The 23,292-nt window shown below is 40.2% G+C and carries 38 protein-coding genes; all 38 read right to left on the bottom strand.

Annotated elements, in window-relative coordinates:
• Positions 1–189: 189 nt before the first annotated feature.
• On the bottom strand, positions 190–1,464 hold the full coding sequence (locus WDJ61_RS00870) for a cation:dicarboxylate symporter family transporter (RefSeq protein WP_338752634.1): 1,275 nt from the start codon (positions 1,462–1,464) through the stop codon (positions 190–192).
• A 185-nt stretch (positions 1,465–1,649) separates the two neighbouring features.
• The gene (locus WDJ61_RS00865; RefSeq protein ID WP_338754641.1) at positions 1,650–2,543 is read right to left on the bottom strand and encodes a response regulator; all 894 of its coding nucleotides are present in this window, start codon (positions 2,541–2,543) and stop codon (positions 1,650–1,652) included.
• Between the two features lie 2 nt (positions 2,544–2,545).
• Positions 2,546–3,826: a sensor histidine kinase gene (locus WDJ61_RS00860; protein ID WP_338752633.1), complete on the bottom strand. Its 1,281-nt coding sequence runs from the start codon at positions 3,824–3,826 to the stop codon at positions 2,546–2,548.
• A 149-nt stretch (positions 3,827–3,975) separates the two neighbouring features.
• Positions 3,976–4,500, bottom strand: a complete 525-nt coding sequence (locus WDJ61_RS00855) for a DUF2199 domain-containing protein (RefSeq protein WP_338752632.1) — start codon at positions 4,498–4,500, stop codon at positions 3,976–3,978.
• Between the two features lie 446 nt (positions 4,501–4,946).
• On the bottom strand, positions 4,947–5,339 hold the full coding sequence (gene rpsI, locus WDJ61_RS00850; protein WP_100404139.1) for a 30S ribosomal protein S9: 393 nt from the start codon (positions 5,337–5,339) through the stop codon (positions 4,947–4,949).
• 23 nt (positions 5,340–5,362) lie between these two features.
• A complete protein-coding gene (rplM, locus tag WDJ61_RS00845; RefSeq protein ID WP_338752631.1) occupies positions 5,363–5,800 on the bottom strand; it encodes a 50S ribosomal protein L13 in 438 nt (145 codons plus the stop codon).
• 150 nt (positions 5,801–5,950) lie between these two features.
• Positions 5,951–6,694, bottom strand: a complete 744-nt coding sequence (truA, locus tag WDJ61_RS00840; RefSeq protein ID WP_338752630.1) for a tRNA pseudouridine(38-40) synthase TruA — start codon at positions 6,692–6,694, stop codon at positions 5,951–5,953.
• A gap of 13 nt (positions 6,695–6,707) precedes the next feature.
• Complete coding sequence (locus WDJ61_RS00835; protein WP_338752629.1) at positions 6,708–7,505, bottom strand: energy-coupling factor transporter transmembrane protein EcfT; 798 nt, start codon at positions 7,503–7,505, stop codon at positions 6,708–6,710.
• On the bottom strand, positions 7,502–8,371 hold the full coding sequence (locus WDJ61_RS00830; RefSeq protein WP_338752628.1) for an energy-coupling factor ABC transporter ATP-binding protein: 870 nt from the start codon (positions 8,369–8,371) through the stop codon (positions 7,502–7,504). The genes WDJ61_RS00835 and WDJ61_RS00830 overlap by 4 nt, the downstream gene beginning before the upstream one ends.
• Positions 8,347–9,186: an energy-coupling factor ABC transporter ATP-binding protein gene (locus WDJ61_RS00825; protein ID WP_338752627.1), complete on the bottom strand. Its 840-nt coding sequence runs from the start codon at positions 9,184–9,186 to the stop codon at positions 8,347–8,349. Before WDJ61_RS00825 ends, WDJ61_RS00830 begins: the two co-directional genes overlap by 25 nt.
• A 326-nt stretch (positions 9,187–9,512) precedes the next feature.
• A complete protein-coding gene (rplQ, locus tag WDJ61_RS00820; RefSeq protein WP_338752626.1) occupies positions 9,513–9,908 on the bottom strand; it encodes a 50S ribosomal protein L17 in 396 nt (131 codons plus the stop codon).
• Positions 9,909–9,949: 41 nt separating this feature from the next.
• Positions 9,950–10,894 (bottom strand): DNA-directed RNA polymerase subunit alpha, encoded by a 945-nt coding sequence (locus WDJ61_RS00815; RefSeq protein ID WP_094833995.1) that lies wholly within the window; start codon positions 10,892–10,894, stop codon positions 9,950–9,952.
• A gap of 169 nt (positions 10,895–11,063) precedes the next feature.
• A complete protein-coding gene (gene rpsK / locus WDJ61_RS00810) occupies positions 11,064–11,453 on the bottom strand; it encodes a 30S ribosomal protein S11 (RefSeq protein WP_338752625.1) in 390 nt (129 codons plus the stop codon).
• Between the two features lie 25 nt (positions 11,454–11,478).
• Entirely contained in the window at positions 11,479–11,844 is a 366-nt protein-coding gene (gene rpsM / locus WDJ61_RS00805) for a 30S ribosomal protein S13 (protein ID WP_338752624.1), read from the bottom strand.
• A gap of 24 nt (positions 11,845–11,868) precedes the next feature.
• Positions 11,869–11,982, bottom strand: a complete 114-nt coding sequence (rpmJ, locus tag WDJ61_RS00800; RefSeq protein ID WP_016205879.1) for a 50S ribosomal protein L36 — start codon at positions 11,980–11,982, stop codon at positions 11,869–11,871.
• Positions 11,983–12,017: 35 nt separating this feature from the next.
• On the bottom strand, positions 12,018–12,236 hold the full coding sequence (gene infA / locus WDJ61_RS00795) for a translation initiation factor IF-1 (RefSeq protein WP_094833992.1): 219 nt from the start codon (positions 12,234–12,236) through the stop codon (positions 12,018–12,020).
• A gap of 123 nt (positions 12,237–12,359) precedes the next feature.
• Positions 12,360–13,106, bottom strand: a complete 747-nt coding sequence (gene map, locus WDJ61_RS00790; RefSeq protein WP_338752623.1) for a type I methionyl aminopeptidase — start codon at positions 13,104–13,106, stop codon at positions 12,360–12,362.
• Between the two features lies 1 nt (position 13,107).
• Positions 13,108–13,758: an adenylate kinase gene (locus WDJ61_RS00785; protein ID WP_338752622.1), complete on the bottom strand. Its 651-nt coding sequence runs from the start codon at positions 13,756–13,758 to the stop codon at positions 13,108–13,110.
• Positions 13,759–13,806: 48 nt separating this feature from the next.
• The gene (secY, locus tag WDJ61_RS00780) at positions 13,807–15,108 is read right to left on the bottom strand and encodes a preprotein translocase subunit SecY (protein WP_338752621.1); all 1,302 of its coding nucleotides are present in this window, start codon (positions 15,106–15,108) and stop codon (positions 13,807–13,809) included.
• Positions 15,108–15,548 carry a 50S ribosomal protein L15 gene (gene rplO / locus WDJ61_RS00775; protein ID WP_338752620.1) on the bottom strand — a complete coding sequence of 147 codons (441 nt, stop codon included), beginning with the start codon at positions 15,546–15,548 and terminating at the stop codon, positions 15,108–15,110. Before rplO ends, secY begins: the two co-directional genes overlap by 1 nt.
• Before the next feature lie 31 nt (positions 15,549–15,579).
• Complete coding sequence (rpmD, locus tag WDJ61_RS00770) at positions 15,580–15,762, bottom strand: 50S ribosomal protein L30 (protein ID WP_094833988.1); 183 nt, start codon at positions 15,760–15,762, stop codon at positions 15,580–15,582.
• 12 nt (positions 15,763–15,774) lie between these two features.
• Positions 15,775–16,275 (bottom strand): 30S ribosomal protein S5, encoded by a 501-nt coding sequence (rpsE, locus tag WDJ61_RS00765; RefSeq protein WP_338752619.1) that lies wholly within the window; start codon positions 16,273–16,275, stop codon positions 15,775–15,777.
• Positions 16,276–16,295: 20 nt separating this feature from the next.
• Positions 16,296–16,658: a 50S ribosomal protein L18 gene (rplR, locus tag WDJ61_RS00760; protein ID WP_338752618.1), complete on the bottom strand. Its 363-nt coding sequence runs from the start codon at positions 16,656–16,658 to the stop codon at positions 16,296–16,298.
• A gap of 32 nt (positions 16,659–16,690) precedes the next feature.
• Positions 16,691–17,227 (bottom strand): 50S ribosomal protein L6, encoded by a 537-nt coding sequence (rplF, locus tag WDJ61_RS00755; protein ID WP_338752617.1) that lies wholly within the window; start codon positions 17,225–17,227, stop codon positions 16,691–16,693.
• Positions 17,228–17,257: 30 nt separating this feature from the next.
• Positions 17,258–17,656, bottom strand: coding sequence for a 30S ribosomal protein S8 (rpsH, locus tag WDJ61_RS00750; protein ID WP_095479268.1), 399 nt, complete (start codon positions 17,654–17,656; stop codon positions 17,258–17,260).
• Positions 17,657–17,685: 29 nt separating this feature from the next.
• Positions 17,686–17,871, bottom strand: coding sequence for a 30S ribosomal protein S14 (gene rpsN / locus WDJ61_RS00745; protein ID WP_001085700.1), 186 nt, complete (start codon positions 17,869–17,871; stop codon positions 17,686–17,688).
• 24 nt (positions 17,872–17,895) lie between these two features.
• Positions 17,896–18,435 (bottom strand): 50S ribosomal protein L5, encoded by a 540-nt coding sequence (gene rplE / locus WDJ61_RS00740; RefSeq protein WP_338752616.1) that lies wholly within the window; start codon positions 18,433–18,435, stop codon positions 17,896–17,898.
• Positions 18,436–18,465: 30 nt separating this feature from the next.
• Positions 18,466–18,777 (bottom strand): 50S ribosomal protein L24, encoded by a 312-nt coding sequence (gene rplX / locus WDJ61_RS00735; RefSeq protein ID WP_338752615.1) that lies wholly within the window; start codon positions 18,775–18,777, stop codon positions 18,466–18,468.
• Positions 18,778–18,823: 46 nt separating this feature from the next.
• Positions 18,824–19,192, bottom strand: coding sequence for a 50S ribosomal protein L14 (gene rplN / locus WDJ61_RS00730; protein WP_094833981.1), 369 nt, complete (start codon positions 19,190–19,192; stop codon positions 18,824–18,826).
• Between the two features lie 46 nt (positions 19,193–19,238).
• Positions 19,239–19,502, bottom strand: coding sequence for a 30S ribosomal protein S17 (gene rpsQ, locus WDJ61_RS00725; RefSeq protein ID WP_041101764.1), 264 nt, complete (start codon positions 19,500–19,502; stop codon positions 19,239–19,241).
• Between the two features lie 19 nt (positions 19,503–19,521).
• Positions 19,522–19,725 (bottom strand): 50S ribosomal protein L29, encoded by a 204-nt coding sequence (gene rpmC, locus WDJ61_RS00720; protein WP_041101766.1) that lies wholly within the window; start codon positions 19,723–19,725, stop codon positions 19,522–19,524.
• A complete protein-coding gene (gene rplP / locus WDJ61_RS00715; protein ID WP_100404152.1) occupies positions 19,715–20,149 on the bottom strand; it encodes a 50S ribosomal protein L16 in 435 nt (144 codons plus the stop codon). Before rplP ends, rpmC begins: the two co-directional genes overlap by 11 nt.
• 2 nt (positions 20,150–20,151) lie before the next feature.
• Positions 20,152–20,808, bottom strand: a complete 657-nt coding sequence (rpsC, locus tag WDJ61_RS00710; protein WP_338752614.1) for a 30S ribosomal protein S3 — start codon at positions 20,806–20,808, stop codon at positions 20,152–20,154.
• Between the two features lie 3 nt (positions 20,809–20,811).
• Entirely contained in the window at positions 20,812–21,153 is a 342-nt protein-coding gene (gene rplV / locus WDJ61_RS00705) for a 50S ribosomal protein L22 (RefSeq protein WP_338752613.1), read from the bottom strand.
• Positions 21,154–21,171: 18 nt separating this feature from the next.
• Entirely contained in the window at positions 21,172–21,450 is a 279-nt protein-coding gene (gene rpsS / locus WDJ61_RS00700; protein WP_338752612.1) for a 30S ribosomal protein S19, read from the bottom strand.
• 60 nt (positions 21,451–21,510) lie between these two features.
• A complete protein-coding gene (gene rplB / locus WDJ61_RS00695) occupies positions 21,511–22,341 on the bottom strand; it encodes a 50S ribosomal protein L2 (protein ID WP_094833975.1) in 831 nt (276 codons plus the stop codon).
• A gap of 31 nt (positions 22,342–22,372) precedes the next feature.
• Positions 22,373–22,657 carry a 50S ribosomal protein L23 gene (rplW, locus tag WDJ61_RS00690; RefSeq protein ID WP_094833974.1) on the bottom strand — a complete coding sequence of 95 codons (285 nt, stop codon included), beginning with the start codon at positions 22,655–22,657 and terminating at the stop codon, positions 22,373–22,375.
• Positions 22,657–23,280, bottom strand: coding sequence for a 50S ribosomal protein L4 (gene rplD, locus WDJ61_RS00685; RefSeq protein WP_338752611.1), 624 nt, complete (start codon positions 23,278–23,280; stop codon positions 22,657–22,659). The genes rplW and rplD overlap by 1 nt, the downstream gene beginning before the upstream one ends.
• Between the last annotated feature and the right edge of the window lie 12 nt (positions 23,281–23,292).

Below are 23,292 nucleotides of genomic sequence, written 5' to 3'. Positions count from 1 at the left end.
ACTAAGCTCTGATTGAATCACTTTGAGATTCCATCTACCCACATAACAGCTACTGAATGTCAAAATTGAGCTTTGGTATGTGGTCAAAAGTACTTTTCAGACATAAAAAAGACCCCCAACCAAAAAGGTTGAGAGTCTTTGAAACGCCAGATTAACGTTTTGAGATAAACAAGAGTGTCTGACAGGGTGTTAAGCTACTTTTTTAATAGATGTAAGATATTCTTCGGCTTTAATTGAGTCGAATCGGCCTTCCCATTTAGACATAACGACTACGGCTAAAGAGTTACCAATTACATTAACAACCGTGCGCGCCATATCGAGAATCCGGTCAATACCAGCAATAAAGGCGAGGCCTTCGACTGGAATACCTACGGATCCTAAAGTGGCTAACAGAACAACAAAGGAAACTCCTGGTACACCGGCAATGCCTTTTGATGTAAGCATTAATACAAAAACTAATGTTAATTGGTCCGTAATGCTTAAGTCAATTCCATACATTTGGGCAATGAAAATGGCTGCCAGTGATTGATAAAGAGTAGAACCGTCTAAGTTAAATGAATAACCGGTCGGAATAACGAAGGAGACAACATCTTTCGGACATCCGAACTTCTCCATTTTCTCCATTATTTTTGGAAGAACCGTTTCTGAGCTTGCAGTGGAATAAGCTAAAAGAAGCTCATCTTTCAGGATCTTCACAAGATGAAAGACGCTTGTCCCGCATATCTTAGCAATAGCTCCAAGAACGACAACAATGAAGAACATCATTGTTACATATACGCAAATGAGCAATTTCCCGAGTGGGATCAGTGATTCTACTCCAAATTTGGATACAGTTACACCAATTAAAGCAAATACGCCAAATGGAGCAAATTTCATAATTTGATTAGTCACATAGAACATAGCATCGGCTGTACCTTGGAAGAAAGCAAGAACCGGTTTTCCTTTTTCACCGATTGCTGCCACCCCTAAACCAAATAAAACAGCGAAAAAGATGATGGCAAGCATATCGCCTCTTGCTAAAGAGTCGACAATATTATTCGGAACAATATTGACAAAAGTATCGGCAAAGCTGTGATGGGATACTTCTTCAGTCGTTTCCATATATTGCTGAATATCACCTTTTGCCAGCTTTGACATATCTACTCCTTCACCAGGCTTGGCAATGTTCGCTGCAAGCAGGCCGACAAGAATAGCAATCGTTGTAACAACCTCAAAATAAATGAGTGTTTTTCCGCCAAGCTTACCTAATTTTTTCATATCCCCTGTTCCGGCCACACCGATAATGAGCGTTGAAATAACAATTGGAACAACAATCATTTTAATCAAACGAATGAAAATATCACCAATCGGTTTCAAAAAAGTTTCAACGGCAGGGTTTCCATAAAAAATTGCACCGACAGTAATCCCTAAAATTAAACCGATAAGAATTTGATAGGCTAAACTAAGCTTACGTTTTTTCATCATGTCACCTCTTTTTTCAGTTAATTGCAAACGCTTTCTTTCGAGAATATATACTGATTGTATGGAGAGATTATTAAATCCGACAAGATCCGACATTTTGTTAATTTAAATTTTTAAAAAAAGAAGACTCTGCTACTGAACTTAGTAGCAGAGTCTCTATTATTGTTATATATAGCATGCATACAGTCTCATGGGAGCTGAAGAACCTTTTCCTTTGTTTCAAGATACAAGGTTTGAAGAAACTTTTTAACATTAATTTTAACTTTCATCGTTTCATAGTTGTCCATTTCAAGTTCTTTCATTCGCAGCCTTACTTCCTGAAATTCAAAGAAGTGAGGAGCATAATATTCAAACTTCGGATTGGTATAATCTATCGTTCCCAATGAAGCCAAATTGTTAAACGCTGCTGTAATCGTTCTCCGAATGCGTTGCTCAATAGATTTGCTTTCTTTTTTGATGCTAGCGGGGTCTGATTTACTCATGCTAGCAACCACTTCATATAATTCTTTCAGGGGAGGCAATAAGGAAGGGGGGTTATTTTGATTAATTAGAAACTCCATTATGGATACTATATCTTTACTTCCTGATTCTCCAGCGATCCCCATGTCGTTTAATATGAACAAAACAATTTCCTTTACAGTGCGCTGCTTTTGAGGAGTCTTTGTTGATTCGATATGAGCTAATGATTCTCGGATCGTCATAAGCGAACCTTTTAATTGAAAACGCTCGGCTGTTTTCCTTAAAATGTTACGCACTTCAACTCGGTTAATTGGTTTGTGAATAAAGAACTCAACACCCTTTTCATAAGCTTCCCCGACCATTTCTTTGTTGACTATTTGAGAAATCATGATGAATTGTCCCTCAAATCCCTGTATTCTCAATTGCTCCATTGTTTCGATACCGTCGAGTTCAGGCATTAACAAATCAATTAAAACAAAATCAGGACGGGTGGCAAGTATGAGCGGAAGTGATTTTTTACCGCTTTCAGCCTCACCGATTACTAGGCCGAGATTGTCCTCGCTAATAATTTTCTCAAGCATTTTCCGACTTACCGCATCATCATCTACAATAAAGTAACGCAGTTTCATTCAACTTCCTTTCTAATCCGTATAGTTGGAATTTGGACTGTGAAAACGGTTCCGTCACTTGACGATCTTACTTGAATTTCTCCATGTAAATGATGTACGACATCTTGTACATGGGAAAGACCAATGCCCGTAGCAGCTACTCCTTGGTCGCTGTATTTTGTCGTGTAGCCTGGTTCAAAAATTAAAGATAAATCCTCCGGCGGAATTCCTTTTCCAGAATCTTTTACAACAAAGTAGATAAACATAGAATCCCCGAACACCTTGAGATTAATTTCCCCTGTTTTCTCGATAGCTTCAACAGCATTAGCGGTAAGATTGTTTAGTAGAGCGAGAAGAGGGATTTGTTGATCTGTTTCAAAATCAATAGACAGCGATACATCAAAAATAATCTTTTTCTTTAGCAATTCGCTGTAATTTTCATTTGCTGAGATGACAAAGACGCATATATCAGAAAGAAGAACCCTTTCATTTCTCTCTTGAACAGATATTTTAGAAAGTCCCGCAAGAATTCGTTGAGAATCTTTCTTTACCTCATGGATCTCTTGGGAAATACGCAGCGCTTGTACGCTTAACTCCTGCAAGTTTTCCTTTTTTAATTTTCGATACAAATCGTGGCTTGAGGCTGTGATTTGTTCAATATGATCCATAGATTTTTGCAGATAGAGGGTTTCTACATATAATTCTGATCCAACTCCCAGCATTTTCTGCATCCGTTTTTTCTGTTCTGAGACAGTAATAGAGCTGTATAATCCCACTACAAAGTAACTTCGAAACAGGGCTAGTCCTGCCAGCAATGACCATTCCTTGAAGCCTAAGTGGGTATGCTCCGGCAGCCAGTAGCGTAACAGGTATTCTGCGCTGTTCCCAATAAACTCCGCCCCAGCAGCACAAGCACCAAGAAGAAAGGGAGAGGTTTTGTACTTTTCTATCTTTAAAAAGCTAAATACTAAAGCAACTAGTAAGTAAAACAGAAACGCTGGCAGATGAGTTATTACACTTGTCCCAAATGGAGCGAAGCCGGTTATCAGGTCCTCAAATACACGGAAACACACGACTGTTATCCCGGTAGCCACCCCTGTACGAACATAAGAAGCTGGAGGCCAAATGAAGATAAACAGAATAAAGATAATACTGCCTAATCCAAAGCGGAAATTCTCTCCATAAAAAGGAATCATTTTAGCTTCGCTAGCAATTGCGGTTAGTATAGCGGTAAGAATTAAAGATAAACCATCTGTTCTCTTAAATTTTCTCACGTTGAATTTATTTGCAGCTGACATTTCATTCTCCTATTTTTGTTATGCCATGAATCAATTTAGTGAAAAGTAATTTTATTATAATTGAATTATGAAACAAAAGAAATTTGCTTCAACATGTTTGGTAGCCTGTTCTTTAAGGAAAGCCCCCGTTTGTTAAAGAAGGAAAGTTATTATTGTCCCTCTTCACTACATAACTCTTCTGCAATCTGCTTTATACGCTCTATCGTTATACCATCTCTTTGTTCTATGGCTAAGGGATGTTCAGTTGGTTCTAGCTCAATGTAAGGACGTACTCCAACTGAACGAGTATGAACCATTGTTTTTAAATTTATTGTTTCAGGATAACAAGGAATTGAAGTTGATAACCAGCCAAACATCGGCTCTACTTCTTGTTCTCTGCCTTCAACTTCCCAATAGTCATTAGTTTTATCAAAATTTCCTTCGCTTAATGAAACCCAGACATCCCAAATAAATGGGCTCTCTCCATCTATTACGGGAATTTCAATACATCCACGAATAAAAAAATACTCATCGTCAATAATGCACAAATCTTCATTCATCTCTATTCGGCTTTCCTGTTCTTCTGATGGTATGTCATAACAATAATCAGGAACAGAACTTCCGTAACTCATTGGAAGTTCATGGTGATACTTTCCACAACCTCTACATAAATAACCTTCTTGATAATTGCTCATTATATAATCCCCCACAAGAAAAATAGTTTTTTCTCAATATTAACCCTAAAACCCAGTAAAGAATTAATATTTTTTTCTTCCGATGATAATAAAATGGTTTTTACATGGGATGACGGTTCTCCACTCCGCTTAGCTTACCTAAATTAAGAAGCACGATATTATGATTAAGAAACACACTCTCCACAGAATTACTATTCATGGGTTACGTCATATGCTTCCCTCTTATTCGAAGCAAAAGCCAGTATAAAAGAGGTACAAGAGCGGTTAGGACGTTCAGATATCCGAATGACCATGAACCATCTATACACACATAACAGACAATTTAAAAGAGCAAACAGCGGAAAAGTTTCAAAGATATATTGAACTATGATTTGTGGTCAAACTCTCTTTTGAATATAAAAAAAGGCCCCCAACCAAAAAGGTTGAGAGTCTTTTGAAACGCCAGATTAACGTTTTGAGAACTGAGGTGCACGACGAGCGCCTTTAAGACCGTATTTTTTACGTTCTTTCATGCGAGCGTCACGAGTTAAGTAACCAGCGCGTTTTAATGTTGGACGGAATTCAGGATCTGCTTGAAGTAACGCACGAGCGATACCGTGGCGGATTGCTCCAGCTTGACCTGTGTAGCCGCCTCCGTTTACGTTTACATGTACATCGTAGCTGCTAACAGTTTCAGTCGCAACTAGAGGTTGCTTGATTACTGTACGTAAAGCTTCGAATGGGATATAGTCTACTACGTCACGTCCGTTGATGACGATCTTTCCATCTCCAGGTACTAAGCGCACGCGAGCAACTGAGCTCTTGCGGCGGCCTGTTCCGATATATTGAACTTGTGCCAAGATAATGACCTCCTCTTAATTAATTATCCACGAAGTTCGTAAACTTCTGGTTTTTGTGCTTCATGCTTGTGCTCTGAGCCAGCATAAACGTGTAATTTCTTCGCCATTTGACGTCCTAAAGAACCTTTTGGAAGCATGCCTTTGATTGCAAGCTCAAGCATTCTTTCTGGATAGTTCGTACGCATTTCTAAAGCTGTACGAGTTTTTAATCCACCTGGGTACATGCTGTGACGGTAATAAATCTTATCCGTTAATTTCTTACCTGTTAATTCGATTTTCTCTGCATTGATGATGATCACGTGATCACCAGTGTCAACGTGTGGTGTATATGTTGGTTTATGTTTACCGCGTAAAATAGACGCTACTTCGCTTGAAAGGCGACCTAAAGTCTTGCCTTCAGCATCAACAACGTACCATTTACGTTCGATTTCGCTAGCTTTTGCCATATAAGTCGTACGCATTTGTTTTTACCCTCCTAAAAAATATGTTTTCGGTTCACTGTATTTATATCACGAATAGCTTTCCGGGGCTCATCGTGGGGTTAAATAACATACCATATGATATAATATATCTTTCAGAAATCATTGTCAAGAAAAAATGTAACGCCCGGATTAGTTGCCATAGAATACTTGCCAAAGGTACAAGCCTTCTGCTGGTGCCGTTTTGCCTGCTTGCCCGCGATCTTGTGCCTCTAAAATTTTTTTTACTTCATAGGGAGCTAGTTTCCCCATTCCTACGTCTATTAAAGTGCCTGTCATAATTCGCACCATATTATATAAAAAACCGTTTCCGACAAATTTCAATTCAATCTCATGATCGACCTGTTGAATAACAATCTCTTTTACTTCTCTTACTTTATCCTGCACTTCTGTTTTCGCTGAGCAGAAGCTAGTGAAGTCGTGCGTACCGATCAAATAATGAGATGCTTCACGCATCCATTCCAAATCAAGATCAAATGGACAGTGATGGGCGTAAAAACGCTTAAAAGGGCTTCTATACGGCTCTTGATAGATCTTGTATCGATACTCCTTGCCAGTGGTAGAAAAACGAGCGTGAAACGATTCTGAGGCCATTTCCGCTGTTAACACCGTAATATCTCCCGGAAGCTGGCTATTGAATGCTACTGGCCATCGTTCAACAGGAAGCATTAACGGCGTATCAAAATGAATCACTTGTCCAACCGCATGAACGCCAGCATCGGTTCGCCCTGAAGCTACCACCTTCACATCGTGACCTTTATGCATTTTTTTCAGCACTTTTTCGAGCTCTTCTTGGACCGTTCGACCATTCGGCTGAATTTGATAGCCAGAAAACAATGCTCCGTCATAAGAGACTATACATTTGATGCGATTCATCTTCACCACTCCGTTAACTTCTTAAATAGAACAACACGAAAGCTAAAAGCACGAGCACAAATAAGGAGACTGTATCCTTTGCTGTCCACTTCAGAAGGCGATATTTCGTCCGGCCTTCACCGCCACGATAGCCTCTCGCTTCCATCGCCGTTGCTAAATCCTCTGCTCGTTTAAATGCACTGACAAAGAGCGGAATTAAGAGCGGCACAATAGCCTTTACTCGCTCTTTCACCGGACCGCTAGAAAAATCCGCTCCTCGAGCCATTTGCGCTTTCATAATCTTCTCTGTTTCATCCATCAACGTTGGAATAAACCGCAGTGAAATCGACATCATCAACGCTAGCTCATGAACAGGTAGCTTCACCTTCTTAAACGGCTTTAATAAGCTTTCTAAACCATCTGTGATCGAAATAGGCGACGTCGTCAACGTCAAGAGTGACGTCATAAAGATTAACAATAAAAATCGCAGCGAAATAAATGCCCCTTGCTTTACGCCACCTTCATAAATTTCAATCCAGCCTACTTTCCAAAGGAGATCTCCTTGCTTCGTGAAAAACATATGCAATAAAAACGTAAAAATAATTAACCATAAGACCGGCTTTAGCCCAATGATTAAAAAGCGAATATTAATTTTAGATAAAAAGATAGCTAGAAAAGTGAATAGGGCCAACAGACCATACGTTACTGCGTTGTTTGCTAGAAAAACAATCGCAACATATGCAAAGATAAATAATAGCTTGGCTCGCGGATCTAACCGATGCACAACCGAGTCAAGCGGCAAATAGCGACCAAAGACCATTTTCTCCATCATCGGCCCTCACCCCGCTCGTGCATGATTTGTAACTGTTGAACAAGCTCATCAATCGAAAGACAAGTTTTCCCAAGCTTGATGCCAGACTCTGTTTCAAATCGATGCTGAAAACGAATGATTTCTGGCACACTTAGCCCTAAACGAAACAGTTCCTCTCGTTTAGAAAATAGTTCACGCGGCTTGCCCTTTTGATACACTTCTCCTTGATGCATAATCACCATTTCATCGGCATAAAGAGCGGCATCCTCCATGCTGTGCGTAACAAGAATGGTCGATAGATTGCGTTCCTTATGAAGTGTAGCAAACATCTCCATCATTTCTTTGCGACCTCTCGGATCGAGACCCGCCGTTGGCTCATCTAATACAATGACTTCCGGCTCCATTGCTAGTACGCCCGCAATCGCTACTCGCCGCATTTGGCCCCCCGATAAGTCAAAGGGCGATTTTTTTAAAATATCCTCAGACAACCCAACCTGGCGGATCACTTGTTTCGCTCGTTGTTTCGCTTCTTCTTCAGATACGCCAAAATTCATTGGGCCATAGCAAATATCTTTTTCTACTGTTTCTTCAAACAACTGATGCTCTGGAAACTGAAAAACAATTCCTACACGCCTGCGGACCTCTTTTAAATTCTTTTCTTTCTGTTCTGCTGAAATCGTACGATCACCAATGATGACTTGACCTTTTGTTGGCTGCAGCAAGGCATTTAAATGCTGAAGAATCGTGGACTTTCCTGAGCCCGTATGTCCAATAATCGCTAAATAAGTGCCACTTGGAATCGTGAAACTGACATTGTGAAGGGCTTTATGCTCGAAAGGAGTTCCTGCTGCATAACGATACTCTACTTCTTGAAGTTGGATATCCATAATTCCCTCACCAGCTCTTCTTCCGTTAAATAATTTTGTTGAATCGAAAATCCTTGTGATCGTAACTTGTCACTTAACTTCACAGAAAAGGGCACATCAAGCCCTAGTTGAATCAGCTCTTCATTCATTTGGAAAATCTCTTTAGGCGTACCGACCGTATGTACCGCCCCTTGATTTAACACAATGATTCGATCGGCACGTGCTGCCTCCTCTAGATCATGTGTAATCGAAATAACGGTTAAGTGTTGCTCTTCATTTAATTGACGTACGGTCTGTAACACTTCTTCTCGCCCTCTAGGGTCAAGCATCGATGTTGCCTCGTCAAGTAAGATGATCTCCGGCTGCAAAGCAATGACTCCAGCGATCGCCACTCGCTGTTTTTGACCTCCAGATAGATGGTGCGGCTCTTGATTCAGAAAATCGAGCATCCCTACTTTCTGCAAGGAATCTTGCACTCTTTCTTTCATCGCCGCATACGGGATGCCATTATTTTCTAACCCAAAAGCCACATCATCCTGCACAGTTGTACCAACAAATTGATTATCAGGATTTTGAAAGACCATTCCAAGCCGTTTGCGAATCTCCCAAACTTGCTCTTCCTCTAATAACGTTCCACCAATGGTTACACTACCTTTTTGAGGATAATGGAGACCATTTAACATTTTGGCGAGAGTCGACTTTCCCGAACCATTATGACCAACAATCGCTAACCATTCTCCTCGATACACATTTAATGAGATATCCTCTAAAGCATAATCTGCTTGTTCTGGATATTGAAAATATACATGTTCAATCGAAATGATCGGCTCCTTCATGACTCTCCCCCCTCATGACTTATCTATTCAAAAAAGTTGTCTATACAAAAAAAAGCCCGCACCCCACTCCAAAGAAAAAGTCCTTTTTCTGCCGACAAAGCGGCCTCTTAACGACATAAGAGCGGAAGGGGTGCATGAGCTAGACGAGTCACTCTAAGTTGCTCATCATAACGCTCAAGCTTCATACTATTCAGTCTTCAACGAAAATAAGAAAATCGAAAGGTGTCATGAGCTAGACATCACTTTATGCTTTCTTATGTTATAAAAAAAGGGCAAAACCCAGCCGATGCTGAAATGTTCTGCCCTTGTAGTGGTCTCATTGATAATTAAACAAGCTCAATAATAACCATTGGTGCACCGTCACCACGACGAGGACCCATTTTCATGATGCGAGTATAACCACCTTGGCGCTCGCTGTAACGAGGAGCAACGTCTGTGAAAAGCTTTTGTAATGCATATACAGGCTTTTCTTTCTTCTTGCCATTCTCGTCTTCTACTTCAACGACTGATGCTACTTCGTTACGAAGGAAAGCAGCCGCTTGACGACGAGCATGTAAGTCACCACGTTTACCAAGTGTAATCATTTTTTCCACAACTGAGCGAAGTTCTTTCGCACGTGCTTCAGTTGTTTCAATGCGCTCGCTGATGATTAAGTCAGTCGTTAAATCACGAAGCATCGCTTTACGCTGAGCGCTTGTACGTCCTAGCTTTCTGTAAGCCATGAAGATACCCTCCTTTGTTGAAATCGTTTTTTATTCTGTTATCAATCTTCTTTTCTTAATCCTAAACCAAGCTCATCTAGCTTCGCTTTCACTTCTTCAAGTGATTTACGGCCAAGATTACGGACCTTCATCATATCCTCTTCACTCTTGCTCGCAAGTTCTTGCACTGTGTTAATGCCAGCACGTTTTAAGCAGTTGTAAGAGCGGACAGAAAGATCTAGTTCTTCAATTGTCATTTCTAGAACTTTTTCTTTTTGGTCTTCTTCTTTTTCAACCATAATTTCAGCATTTTGAGCTTCGTCTGTTAAGCCTACGAAGATGTTTAAGTGTTCAGTTAAGATTTTTGCTCCTAAAGAAATCGCTTCTTTCGGACCAATGCTACCATCTGTCCAAACATCCAATGATAATTTATCATAGTTTGTTAACTGTCCAACGCGCGTGCTTTCTACTTGGTAGTTTACACGCTCAACCGGCGTATAGATGGAGTCGATCGGAATCACACCAATTGGATGATCTTCCTTTTTGTTTTGAACAGCTGGATTATAGCCTCTTCCACGCTGTGCCGTTAAACGCATACGGAAATGTGCATTCTCACCTAAAGTTGCAATATGCAAATCTGGGTTAAGAATTTCTACATCACTATCATGCGTAATATCAGCAGCAGTTACTACGCCATTTCCTTGTACATCAATTTCTAGCGTTTTTTCCTCATCAGAGTAAATTTTAAGCGCTAGCTTCTTAATATTTAAGATAATAGATGTAACATCTTCCACGACGCCTTCAATTGTTGAGAATTCATGCAATACCCCGTCAATTTGAATAGACGTGACAGCAGCACCTGGGAGTGAGGATAATAGTATACGACGTAAGGAGTTACCCAAAGTTGTACCATATCCACGCTCAAGTGGTTCTACGACAAATTTTCCATGAGTGGCATCATCGCTGATCTCAACCGTTTCAATTTTTGGCTTTTCAATTTCGATCATTCAATTATACCTCCTTCAATACGTCGAAACCCCGGTTTAACATTCAACCGAAATTCCCCCATGTTTACGTTCCCGATTGTGCACAACAACTGGTTTACTATTTCTGTATCGAACGCAACATTCTATTATATCCCATTATTGACAAGGATATAAAAATTATACAGAAAAATTAAACACGGCGACGTTTTGGAGGACGGCATCCATTATGTGGAACTGGGGTTACATCTTTAATAGCAGTAACTTCTAATCCTGCAGCTTGAAGGGCACGAATCGCAGCCTCACGACCAGAACCAGGACCTTTAACAGTTACTTCTAGAGATTTCATACCATGTTCCATTGATGTTTTTGCAGCTGTTTCAGCAGCCATTTGCGCAGCAAACGGAGTCGCTTTACGTGATCCTTTGAAACCAAGTGCACCTGCACTAGACCAAGACAGAGCATTACCATGAACGTCTGTAATTGTTACAATTGTATTGTTAAATGTTGAGCGAATGTGTGCAATACCTGATTCGATATTCTTTTTCACACGACGCTTACGAGTTTGTTGTTTACGAGCCATGTCGAAAATTGACCTCCTTTACCGATTATTTTTTCTTGTTAGCTACAGTTTTACGAGGACCTTTACGAGTACGAGCATTGTTCTTCGTATTTTGTCCACGAACTGGTAAACCACGACGATGACGTAGTCCACGGTAAGAACCGATTTCCATTAGACGCTTGATATTAAGAGAGATTTCACGACGAAGGTCACCCTCAACTTTCAATTTGTCAATGGTTTCACGAATTTTGTTTAATTCATCTTCCGTAAGGTCGCGTACACGAGTGTCTTGAGAAACACCAGCTTCCGCTAAGATTTGTTCAGCAGTATTTCTGCCAATACCATAGATGTAAGTTAATGAGATAACTACACGCTTGTCGCGTGGAATATCAACACCTGCTACACGTGCCATATATATGTGCACCTCCCTTTATAATTATCCTTGTTTTTGTTTATGTTTAGGATTTTCACAAATAACCATAACTTTACCTTTTCTGCGGATGATCTTACATTTTTCACAGATTGGCTTTACTGATGGTCTTACTTTCATTTTTCCAACCTCCTTCATAGTCCGGAGTGCATTAATTATTTATAACGGTAAGTAATTCTTCCACGAGTCAAATCGTAAGGAGAAAGTTCAACTGTAACTTTATCTCCAGGCAGAATACGAATGAAGTGCATACGGATCTTTCCAGATACATGAGCTAGAATCGTATGACCATTTTCTAATTCTACTTTAAACATTGCATTTGGCAAAGTTTCAGCCACAATGCCTTCAATTTCAATAACATCGTCTTTCGCCATGAATTTATTCTCCCTTCTCTTTTCATACAGAACCCCGCTAAAGCTAAGGTAAGCAGTGCTATACCGGTGTTAAGCGAGCCTGGTATTAATTCTTGAATCAACGTTTGGGAAACACCTTTTGATTTAGGCTTTCGTTAAAATCTCAAAACCTGTTTCGGTAATCGCAACAGTATGTTCAAAATGAGCACACATCTTTCCATCTTGGGTAACGACTGTCCAGTTGTCTCCAAGAGTCTTGACGTAACGACTTCCAGCATTCACCATCGGTTCGATTGCAAGCACCATCCCAGGTTTGAGTTTTGGACCTTTGCCAGGCGGACCGTAATGAGGAATTTGAGGGTCCTCATGCAAGTTTTGACCGATTCCATGTCCTACATACTCACGAACTATTGAAAAGCCATTAGATTCAACATAGGTTTGAATCGCATGGGAGATGTTTGAAAGACGTTCACCTGGCTTCGCTTCTTTTAAACCAATAAAGAGCGAGTCCTCTGTTACCTCTAATAGCTTCTGAGTTTCAGGAGCGATCAAGCCAACAGGATACGTCCAGGCAGAATCACCATGATAGCCTCGATAGTTTGCACCGATATCTAAGCTGATGATGTCTCCTTCTTTTAACACCCGGTCTCCTGGAATGCCGTGGACCAACTCTTCGTTCACTGAAGCACAAATGCTGCCACGAAAACCATTATACCCTTTAAAAGAAGGAATTGCATCATGCTGTTTGATAAATTTATCTGCAATTTTATCTAACTCTTTTGTTGTTATACCGGGAGAGATATGCTTTTGCAATTCCTTATGTGTTAAAGCTACAATCCGACCTGCTTCTCTCATAATCTCTATCTCTCGAGGGGTTTTGCAAATGATCATTTTATTTAAGTCCCTTGAGTAACTCATCAATGTCTTCGAAGACTAAATGAATTTCCTGTTGACCGTTAATATTCTTTAAATAACCTTTTTGCTCATAAAAATCTAGTAATGGTTGAGTTTGTTTTAAATTAACATCCAACCGGTTTTGAACAGTTTCTTCATTATCATCTGCGCGCTGATAAAGTTCGCCGCCGCAACGATCACATTTATCTTCAACAGCAGGTGCATTAAATACCATATGGTAAGTAGCCCCACAGTCTTTACAAATGCGACGTCCAGTTAAACGTGCCATGAGAATGTCTTTATCAACATCAACATTAATAACAAAGTCGATTTTCTTGCCAAGCTCCTCCATAATGCCTTCAAGTGCTTCTGCTTGAGGAACAGTTCTTGGAAATCCATCAAGAAGGAAACCACTTTCGCAGTCTGACTTACTTAGCCTTTCGCGAACAATTCCGATTGTTACTTCATCAGGAACAAGCCCGCCTTGATCCATAAAGGATTTAGCTTTAAGCCCTAATTCCGTACCCTCTTTCATTGCTGCACGGAACATATCTCCTGTAGAAATATGTGGAATGCTATATTTTTCAACAATTTTTTCGGCTTGAGTTCCTTTTCCGGCACCCGGTAGCCCCATTAACACTAGATTCATTTATATATACCCCCTCAGTCTGATTGGAGACGTGCCAAGACTTATTCTTTATTTAATAAAGCCTTTATAATGGCGTTTAACAAGCTGCGCTTCCAGCTGTTTCATTGTTTCCAATGCCACACCTACTACAATTAGTATGCTTGTTCCGCCAATTTGAGCGGTTTCTGGAAGACCTGCAAACTTAATAAAGAATACAGGAAGAACTGCGATGACAGACAAGAATATTGCACCAACAAACGTTAAACGATATAAAACCCTAGTTAAATAATCTTGCGTGTTTTTTCCAGGTCGAATTCCTGGAATATATCCACCTTGTTTCTTCAAGTTATCCGCAAGTTGTTCCGGGTTCACTTGAATAAACGCGTAAAAATAAGTGAATGCAACAATTAACCCGATATAAATAACCATACCAACAGGCTTGGTGTAATCAAATATATCTTGAATTGCTCTTGTTACATCATTAGGGCCAAAGAACGAAGCAATCGTCTGTGGCGTAATTAAGAATGCTACAGCAAAAATTACAGGAATAACTCCAGCTGCATTTACTTTTAACGGTAAATGAGTTGCTTGAGCACCTGGTGTACTAATTCCACCATTTCCTGTCATTCGCTTCGCATACTGAATAGGAATTTTGCGCAATGCTTGCTGCACAAAAATAACTCCAACTACAATAGCTAATACTGCTAATACGATTAATAGTAATACAACTATCCTTAAGAAAAGTTCTTCTCCTGCGCCCTCGATTTGCTGTGCATAAATTTGGTTCACAGTCGTAGGCATCGCAGCAACGATTCCGGCTAAAATGATAATTGAAATACCATTTCCTACTCCTTTAGAAGTGATTAACTCACCAAGCCACATTAAAAATGCGGTTCCGGCAGTTAATACAAGTGCAATGACTAAATAAGAAGCAACATTTTCACTCTCGACTAGCATGCCACCGAATAAACGGTTAAACCCATAAGACATTCCTAATGCTTGGATAAATCCTAGAACAATTGTGAAGTATCTTGTGAATTGTGCCAGCTTACGTCGGCCCACTTCACCTTGCTTTGACCATTCAGTAAACTTCGGAACGACGTCCATTTGAAGTAACTGCACAATGATAGAGGCCGTAATATACGGCATAATCCCCATGGCAAGAATCGAGAAGTTTTTAAGTGCTCCTCCTCCAAAGGTATTTAGGAATCCGATCAACCCAGCCTCATCCTGCATTTTTAATACGTCTGCATTAACATATGGAACAGGGATAAACGTGCCGATTCGGAAGACGATTAACATAAGAAGGGTGAATATAATTTTTCTTCTTATATCACCCACGCGCATAAAATTGGAGATTGTGCGAAACATTAGATCACCTCAGTTGTACCGCCAGCAGCTTCAATTGCTTCTTTAGCAGCAGCAGAGAATTTGTGAGCTTTTACTGTTAGTTTCTTCTCTACATTCCCTTTAGCAAGAATTTTGATTCCTGCTTTTTCATTGCTGACTACGCCAGTTTCAATAAGAAGTTCTGGTGTAACTTCAGTGCCTTCTTCAAAACGATTTAATACATCAAGGTTAACAATCGCAAATTCTTTTCTGTTGATATTAGTGAAACCGCGTTTTGGTAAGCGTCTGAATAAAGGTGTTTGACCACCTTCAAAGCCTAAACGTACACCGCCGCCTGAACGGGCGTTTTGACCTTTATGACCTTTACCTGCAGTTTTACCGTTACCAGAGCCAGGACCGCGACCTACACGATTACGTTCTTTACGAGAACCTTCAGCAGGTTTTAATTCATGAAGTTTCATGTTCGTGCACCTCCTTATTCGGTATTTTAAATTAAATTTCTTTTACAGTTACTAAATGAGACACTTTATTGATCATGCCTCTGATAGCAGCATTGTCTTGTTGCTCTACTGTTTGGTGCATCTTACGAAGACCAAGAGCCTTAACTGTTTCACGTTGATCTTGCGGACGACCGATCACGCTACGAGTGAGGGTAATTTGTAATTTTTCAGCCATGATAATCCCTCCTTATCCTAACAGTTCTTCTACTGATTTTCCGCGTAATTTAGCAATATCTTCTGCACGCTTCAATTGCTTAATTCCGTCGATTGTAGCACGTACCATGTTGATTGGCGTATTAGATCCTAAAGATTTAGAAAGGATATCTCCAACTCCACCAAGCTCAAGTACCGCACGAACAGGTCCACCAGCGATTACTCCAGTACCTTCAGAAGCAGGTTTTAGGAGAATTTGACCAGCACCAAAGCGACCGATTACTTCATGAGGTAAAGTTGTTCCAACCATAGGAACAGTTACAAGGTTTTTCTTTGCATCTTCAACAGCTTTACGGATAGCATCTGGAACTTCTTGTGCTTTACCAGTTCCAAATCCAACGTGTCCGTTCTTGTCACCGACAACAACTAGAGCAGTAAAGCGGAAACGACGACCACCCTTTACTACTTTCGCAACACGATTGACCGTAACTACGCGTTCTTCAAGTTCAAGTTTATTTGGATCAATGCGACGCATTAATATGTCCCTCCTTTTTATTAGAATTCTAATCCATTTTCACGAGCAGCGTCAGCTAAAGCTTTCACACGTCCGTGGTATAAGTATCCTCCGCGGTCGAATACTACGGATTTAATACCTTTTTCACTTGCTCTTTTCGCAACTAATTCGCCAACTTTAGCAGCAGCTTCTGCGTTGCTTGTAGACTCTAAACCGAAATCTTTTTCGATTGTAGAAGCACTTGCAAGAGTTACACCGTTCATATCATCAATCACTTGAGCGTAAAGATGTTTGTTTGAACGGAAAATATTTAAACGTGGACGAGACTCTGTACCGTTGATTTTCGCACGTACACGAGCGTGTCTCTTTTTACGTGTTTTATTTTTATCTGGCTTAGTAATCATCGTGGTCACTCCTTTCCTTTACCTAAGCGACATTATTTACCTGTTTTACCTTCTTTACGACGTACATATTCACCTTCGTAGCGAATACCTTTCCCTTTATAAGGTTCTGGCGGACGAACGTCACGGATATTAGCTGCAAAAGCACCAACGCGCTCTTTGCTAACACCTTTTACGATTACTTTCGTGTTGGAAGGAACTTCAACTTCTACGCCTGCTTCTGGTTCCATTTCAACTGGGTGAGAGTAACCTACGTTAAGAACAAGTTTGTTACCTTGTTTTTGCGCACGGTACCCGACACCGATTAATTCAAGTGATTTTTCGAATCCTTTAGATACACCTTCAACCATGTTCGCTAACAATGCACGTGTTGTACCATGGTTTGTACGGTGCTCTTTAGATTCAGAAGGACGAATAACGCTGATCACGTTGCCTTCGATTTCGATTTTCATATCTTTATTGAACGTACGAGTAAGCTCACCTTTAGGGCCTTTAACAGTTACAGTGTTGTTCTCGTTTGTAAATGTTACACCTTCTGGTAGCTCGATTGGTTTTTTTCCTACGCGAGACATTCTGTTGCACCTCCATTCATTACAAAAATATTACCAAACGTATGCTAATACTTCTCCGCCAACTTGTTTAGCGCGAGCTTCTTTATCAGTTAATACACCGTTAGATGTTGAAACAAGAGCGATACCTAAACCGTTAAGTACTTTTGGTACCTCGTTAGCTTTTGCGTATACGCGTAAACCAGGTTTACTGATACGTTTTAAACCAGTGATAACACGCTCGTTGTTTGCACCGTATTTCAAGAAGATACGGATCATGCCTTGTTTGTTGTCTTCGATGAATTCTACATCACGTACAAAACCTTCACGTTTAAGAATTTCAGCGATTTCTTTTTTGATGTTAGAAGCAGGTACTTCTAACTTCTCGTGACGCACCATGTTCGCATTGCGGATGCGAGTTAGCAAATCTGCAATCGGATCTGTCATAACCATATTATTTACCTCCTTCCCAAGTCGTGGTATTACCAGCTAGCTTTTTTAACACCAGGAATTTGTCCTTTATATGCAAGTTCACGGAAACAAATACGGCAAAGCTTAAATTTACGATATACAGAGTGTGGACGTCCACAACGCTCGCAGCGTGTATACTCTTGTACTTTAAACTTTGGAGTGCGTTTTTGTTTCGCAATCATTGATTTTTTAGCCACGTTTTCGCCTCCCTTTTATAGCGATTACTTTTGGAACGGCATTCCAATTTGAGTTAACAATTCGCGAGATTCTTCATCGCTTTTTGCAGTTGTAACAATTACGATATCCATACCGCGTACTTTGCTTACTTTATCGTAATCAATCTCAGGGAAGATCAATTGCTCTTTCACACCAAGTGTGTAGTTACCGCGTCCGTCAAAAGATTTTTTTGAGATACCACGGAAGTCACGTACACGTGGAAGTGATACAGAGATTAATTTGTCTAGGAATTCGTACATACGCGCTCCGCGTAATGTAACTTTCGCTCCGATTGGCATACCTTCACGAAGACGGAAGCCCGCGATAGAGTTTTTCGCACGAGTTACTAGAGGTTTTTGACCAGTGATTAGAGCAAGTTCTTCAACAGCTACATCAAGAGCTTTTGCGTTTTGAACTGCGTCACCAATCCCCATGTTAACTACGATTTTTTCAACTTTTGGTACTTGCATTACAGAGTCGTAATTGAATTTATTCATTAAAGCAGGTGTAATTTCTTCAATATACTTTGCTTTAAGGCGGTTCATATAGTGTACCTCCCTTCATTAACTAACTTATTATTTATCTAAAGTTTCACCAGATTTTTTTGCTACTCTTACTTTTTTACCATCAACCATTTTGAAGCCTATACGAGTAGGTTCATTAGATTTAGGGTCTAAAAGCATAACGTTAGAAACGTGAATAGGTGCCTCTTGGCTAATAATTCCGCCTTGCGGATTTACTTGTGAAGGTTTTGAGTGTTTCTTTACGATGTTTACGCCTTCTACAAGTACACGGTCTTTTTTAGGAAACGCTGCAAGCACGATGCCAGTTTTCCCTTTATCTTTGCCCGTGATAACCATGACTTTATCGCCTTTTTTTACATTCATTTTATCGCACCTCCTTGAATGACCAAGTTGATAAAATTTATTTTCATTAGATTACTTCTGGAGCAAGAGAAACGATTTTCATAAAGTTGTTGTCACGTAATTCGCGTGCAACTGGTCCGAAGATACGAGTTCCACGTGGGCCTTTGTCATCTTTAATGATAACACAAGCGTTTTCGTCAAAGCGGATGTAAGATCCGTCATTACGACGCATTCCACGTTTAGTACGAACGATTACAGCTTTAACAACATCACCTTTTTTGACAACGCCACCTGGTGTTGCTTGTTTTACTGTGCAGACGATAATGTCTCCAATGTTCGCAGTTTTACGGCCAGAGCCTCCAAGAACTTTGATCGTTAATACTTCACGTGCACCTGAGTTGTCAGCTACTTTTAAACGAGATTCTTGTTGGATCATTTATGTTACCTCCTTTCGGATGAGCATCTATCCGAACAATTATATATTAGATAATAACTGCTTTTTCAACGACTTCAACAAGACGGAAGCGTTTTGTTGCAGAAAGTGGGCGAGTTTCCATGATACGAACTACGTCGCCGATTTTTGCTTCATTCAACTCATCATGAGCTTTGAATTTTTTAGAGTACTTAACGCGTTTGCCGTAAAGTGAGTGCTTTTTGTAAGTTTCTACTAAAACGGTAACGGTCTTATCCATTTTGTCAGACACAACACGTCCAGTATAAACTTTACGTTGGTTACGTTCACTCATTGTGCAAACCTCCTCTCAATTATCGATTGTTAACATCGATCTCTCTTTGACGAATGACTGTTTTCATTCGAGCGATCGCTTTACGTACTTCACGAATACGAGCAGTATTTTCAAGTTGTCCAGTCGCTAATTGGAAGCGAAGGTTGAAAAGCTCTTCTTTTAAAGACTTAAGTTTTTGTTCAATTTCGGCAGTGGTTAGTTCAATAATTTCATTAGCCTTCATTTGATTCACCACCAATTTCTTCTCGTTTTACAAACTTACATTTAACAGGAAGTTTGTGTGCTGCAAGACGAAGTGCTTCACGAGCTACCTCTTCTGATACGCCAGCAATTTCAAACATAATTTTTCCTGGTTTCACTACAGCTACCCATCCTTCAGGAGCACCTTTACCGGAACCCATACGTACCTCTAGAGGTTTAGCTGTGTAAGGTTTATGTGGGAAAATTTTAATCCATACTTTACCGCCACGTTTCATGTAACGAGTCATAGCAATACGAGCAGATTCGATTTGACGGTTTGTGATCCAAGAAGCTTCTGTAGCTTGTAGACCGAATTCACCAAATGCTACTTCTGTGCCGCCTTTTGCTTGACCGCGCATTTTACCACGGTGAACACGACGATGTTTAACGCGTTTAGGCAATAACATAATTATTTTCCTCCTTCCTCAGACTTCTTCTTTGTAGGAAGGACCTCTCCACGATAAATCCATACTTTCACACCAAGCTTACCATAAGTAGTGTTAGCTTCAACATGAGCATAGTCGATGTCCGCACGAAGTGTATGAAGTGGAACTGTTCCTTCACTATAATGTTCAGCACGAGCGATGTCTGCTCCGCCAAGACGTCCAGAAACTTGTGTTTTAATTCCTTTCGCTCCAGCGCGGATTGTACGTTGGATCGCTTGCTTTTGCGCACGACGGAAAGATACACGGTTTTCTAATTGACGAGCAATGTTTTCTGCTACTAATTTAGCATCTAAATCTGCTCTCTTAATTTCAACGATGTTAATATGAACACGTTTGCCAGTTAATTGGTTTAAAGATTTACGAAGTGCTTCAACCTCAGAACCACCTTTACCGATAACCATACCAGGCTTAGCTGTATGAACAGTGATGTTGATTCGGTTAGCAGCACGTTCAATTTCTACACGAGATACAGAAGCATCTTTTAAGCGCTCTTCGATATATCCGCGTACTTTAAGGTCTTCATGTAAAAGATCCGCATAATCTTTTTCAGCGTACCATTTTGAATCCCAGTCACGAATAATACCAACACGCAAACCATTAGGATGTACTTTTTGACCCACGAATTATCCCTCCTTCTTTTCTGATACCACGATTGTGATGTGGCTAGTGCGTTTGTTAATTTGGCTTGCACGTCCCATAGCACGTGGACGGAAACGTTTTAAAGTTGGACCCTCATCAACAAATGCTTGTTTTACAACAAGGTTGTTAATATCCATATCATAGTTATGCTCTGCATTGGCAATTGCAGATTTTAATAATTTTTCAATGACAGGAGATGCAACTTTCGGCGTGTGACGCAAAATAGCTACAGCCTCTCCTACTTGCTTTCCTCGAATCAAGTCAATCACTAAGCGTGCTTTACGAGGAGCAATACGAACTGTTCTTACGACAGCTTTTGCTTCCATTAGGATACCCTCCTCTCATTAGCGTCTTGTTTTCTTATCGTCACTAGCGTGACCTTTATACGTACGAGTTGGTGCGAATTCACCAAGTTTGTGTCCAACCATATCTTCCGTTACAAATACAGGAACATGTTTGCGACCATCATACACAGCGATTGTGTGACCGATGAAAGCTGGGAAGATTGTTGAACGACGAGACCAAGTTTTCACAACTTGTTTCTTCTCAGTTTCGTTTAACTTTTCGATCTTGTTAAATAAATGATCATCAACAAAAGGTCCTTTTTTCAAGCTGCGGCCCATAGTAGTACCTCCCTTCGTAACTGCTCTACGGTTCGACGAGGGAACCGTAGTTCACTTACGTTATTTTTTACGGCGACGAACGATGAATTTATCGCTTTTGTTTGTTTTCTTACGAGTTTTGTAACCAAGAGTTGGTTTACCCCATGGTGTAACAGGTGATTTACGTCCGATTGGTGAACGTCCTTCACCACCACCGTGTGGATGGTCATTAGGGTTCATAACAGATCCGCGAACAGTAGGTTTCTTACCTAACCAGCGAGAACGACCTGCTTTACCAATATTGATTAATTCGTGTTGTTCGTTACCAACTTGACCGATAGAAGCGCGACAAGTAGCTAGAATCATACGAACTTCTCCAGAAGTTAAACGTACAAGAACGTATTTACCTTCTTTACCTAATACTTGTGCAGAAGTACCAGCAGAACGAACTAATTGTCCGCCTTTTCCAGGTTTTAATTCAATATTGTGAATAACCGTACCTACAGGAATGTTAACTAAAGGAAGCGCATTTCCTACTTTAATGTCAGCTTCTGGGCCAGACATTACTTCCATTCCAACTTTAAGGTTTTTTGGTGCTAAGATATAGCGTTTTTCACCGTCTACATAGTTGATTAATGCAATGTTTGCTGAACGGTTTGGATCATACTCAATTGTGGCAACGCGTCCTGGTATACCATCTTTATCGCGCTTGAAGTCGATAATACGGTATTGACGCTTATGGCCGCCACCATGATGACGAACAGTAATTTTACCTTGGTTGTTACGACCGCCTTTTCTTTTAATAGGCGCTAATAACGATTTTTCTGGAGTGCTTGTTGTAATTTCAGCAAAATCAGATACCGTCATGCCGCGACGACCATTTGTGGTTGGTTTATACTTTTTAATCGCCATGTCTTTTCCCTCCTCTTCTAGTAATTTTTAATTATACTTCAAAAAGTTCGATTTCTTTGCTGTCTTGAGTTAATGTAACAACCGCTTTACGGCGTTTGTTCGTATAACCTGCATAACGACCCATACGTTTGAACTTACCTTTGTAGTTCATGATGTTAACTTTAGCAACTTTCACACCAAAGATTTCTTCGATAGCATCTTTAACTTGTGTTTTGTTCGCTCTTACGTCAACTTCGAATGTATATTTTTTATCAACCATAATTTCAGTTGAATGTTCAGTAATAACGGGGCGCTTAATGATATCGCGAGCTTCCATTATGCAAGCACCTCCTCTACTTTTTCAACAGCTGCTTTAGTCATAATTAATTTATCATGACCAACTAGATCTAAAACACTAATGCCGTTTGCTTCTACAACTGTTACACCAGGGATGTTACGAGCTGATAAAGCAACATTTTCATTTAAGCTTTCTGTTACGATCAATGCTTTAGTGTCTACAGAAAGATTTTTAAGAACGCTTGCGAATTCTTTTGTTTTAGGAGCATCTAAAGTTAGAGCTTCTAATACTAGAATGTTTTGTTCTGCTACCTTTGAAGATAAAGCAGATTTGATCGCTAAACGACGTACTTTTTTAGGTAATTTGTAGCTGTAGCTGCGTGGAACCGGTCCAAATACAGCACCACCACCGCGCCATTGTGGAGATCTGATAGATCCTTGACGTGCGCGTCCAGTACCTTTTTGACGCCATGGTTTACGACCACCGCCACGTACTTCAGAGCGTGTTTTTACTTTGTGTGTTCCTTGGCGTAATGAAGCTCTTTGCATCATTAATGCTTCAAACACAACATGTTCATTAGGTTCAATACCAAATACAGATGCGTTAAGTTCGATTTCTCCAACTTGTGCTCCGCTTTGGTTTAACAATGTAACTTTTGGCATTCTTGTTTCCTC

It is taken from the genome of Bacillus sp. FJAT-52991 (assembly GCF_037201805.1).
In the GTDB taxonomy this organism is placed as follows: Bacteria; Bacillota; Bacilli; order Bacillales; family Domibacillaceae; genus Bacillus_CE; species Bacillus_CE kandeliae.
The sequence above is the reverse complement of the archived record's forward strand: the minus strand, read 5'-3'. Positions and strand labels throughout refer to the sequence as shown.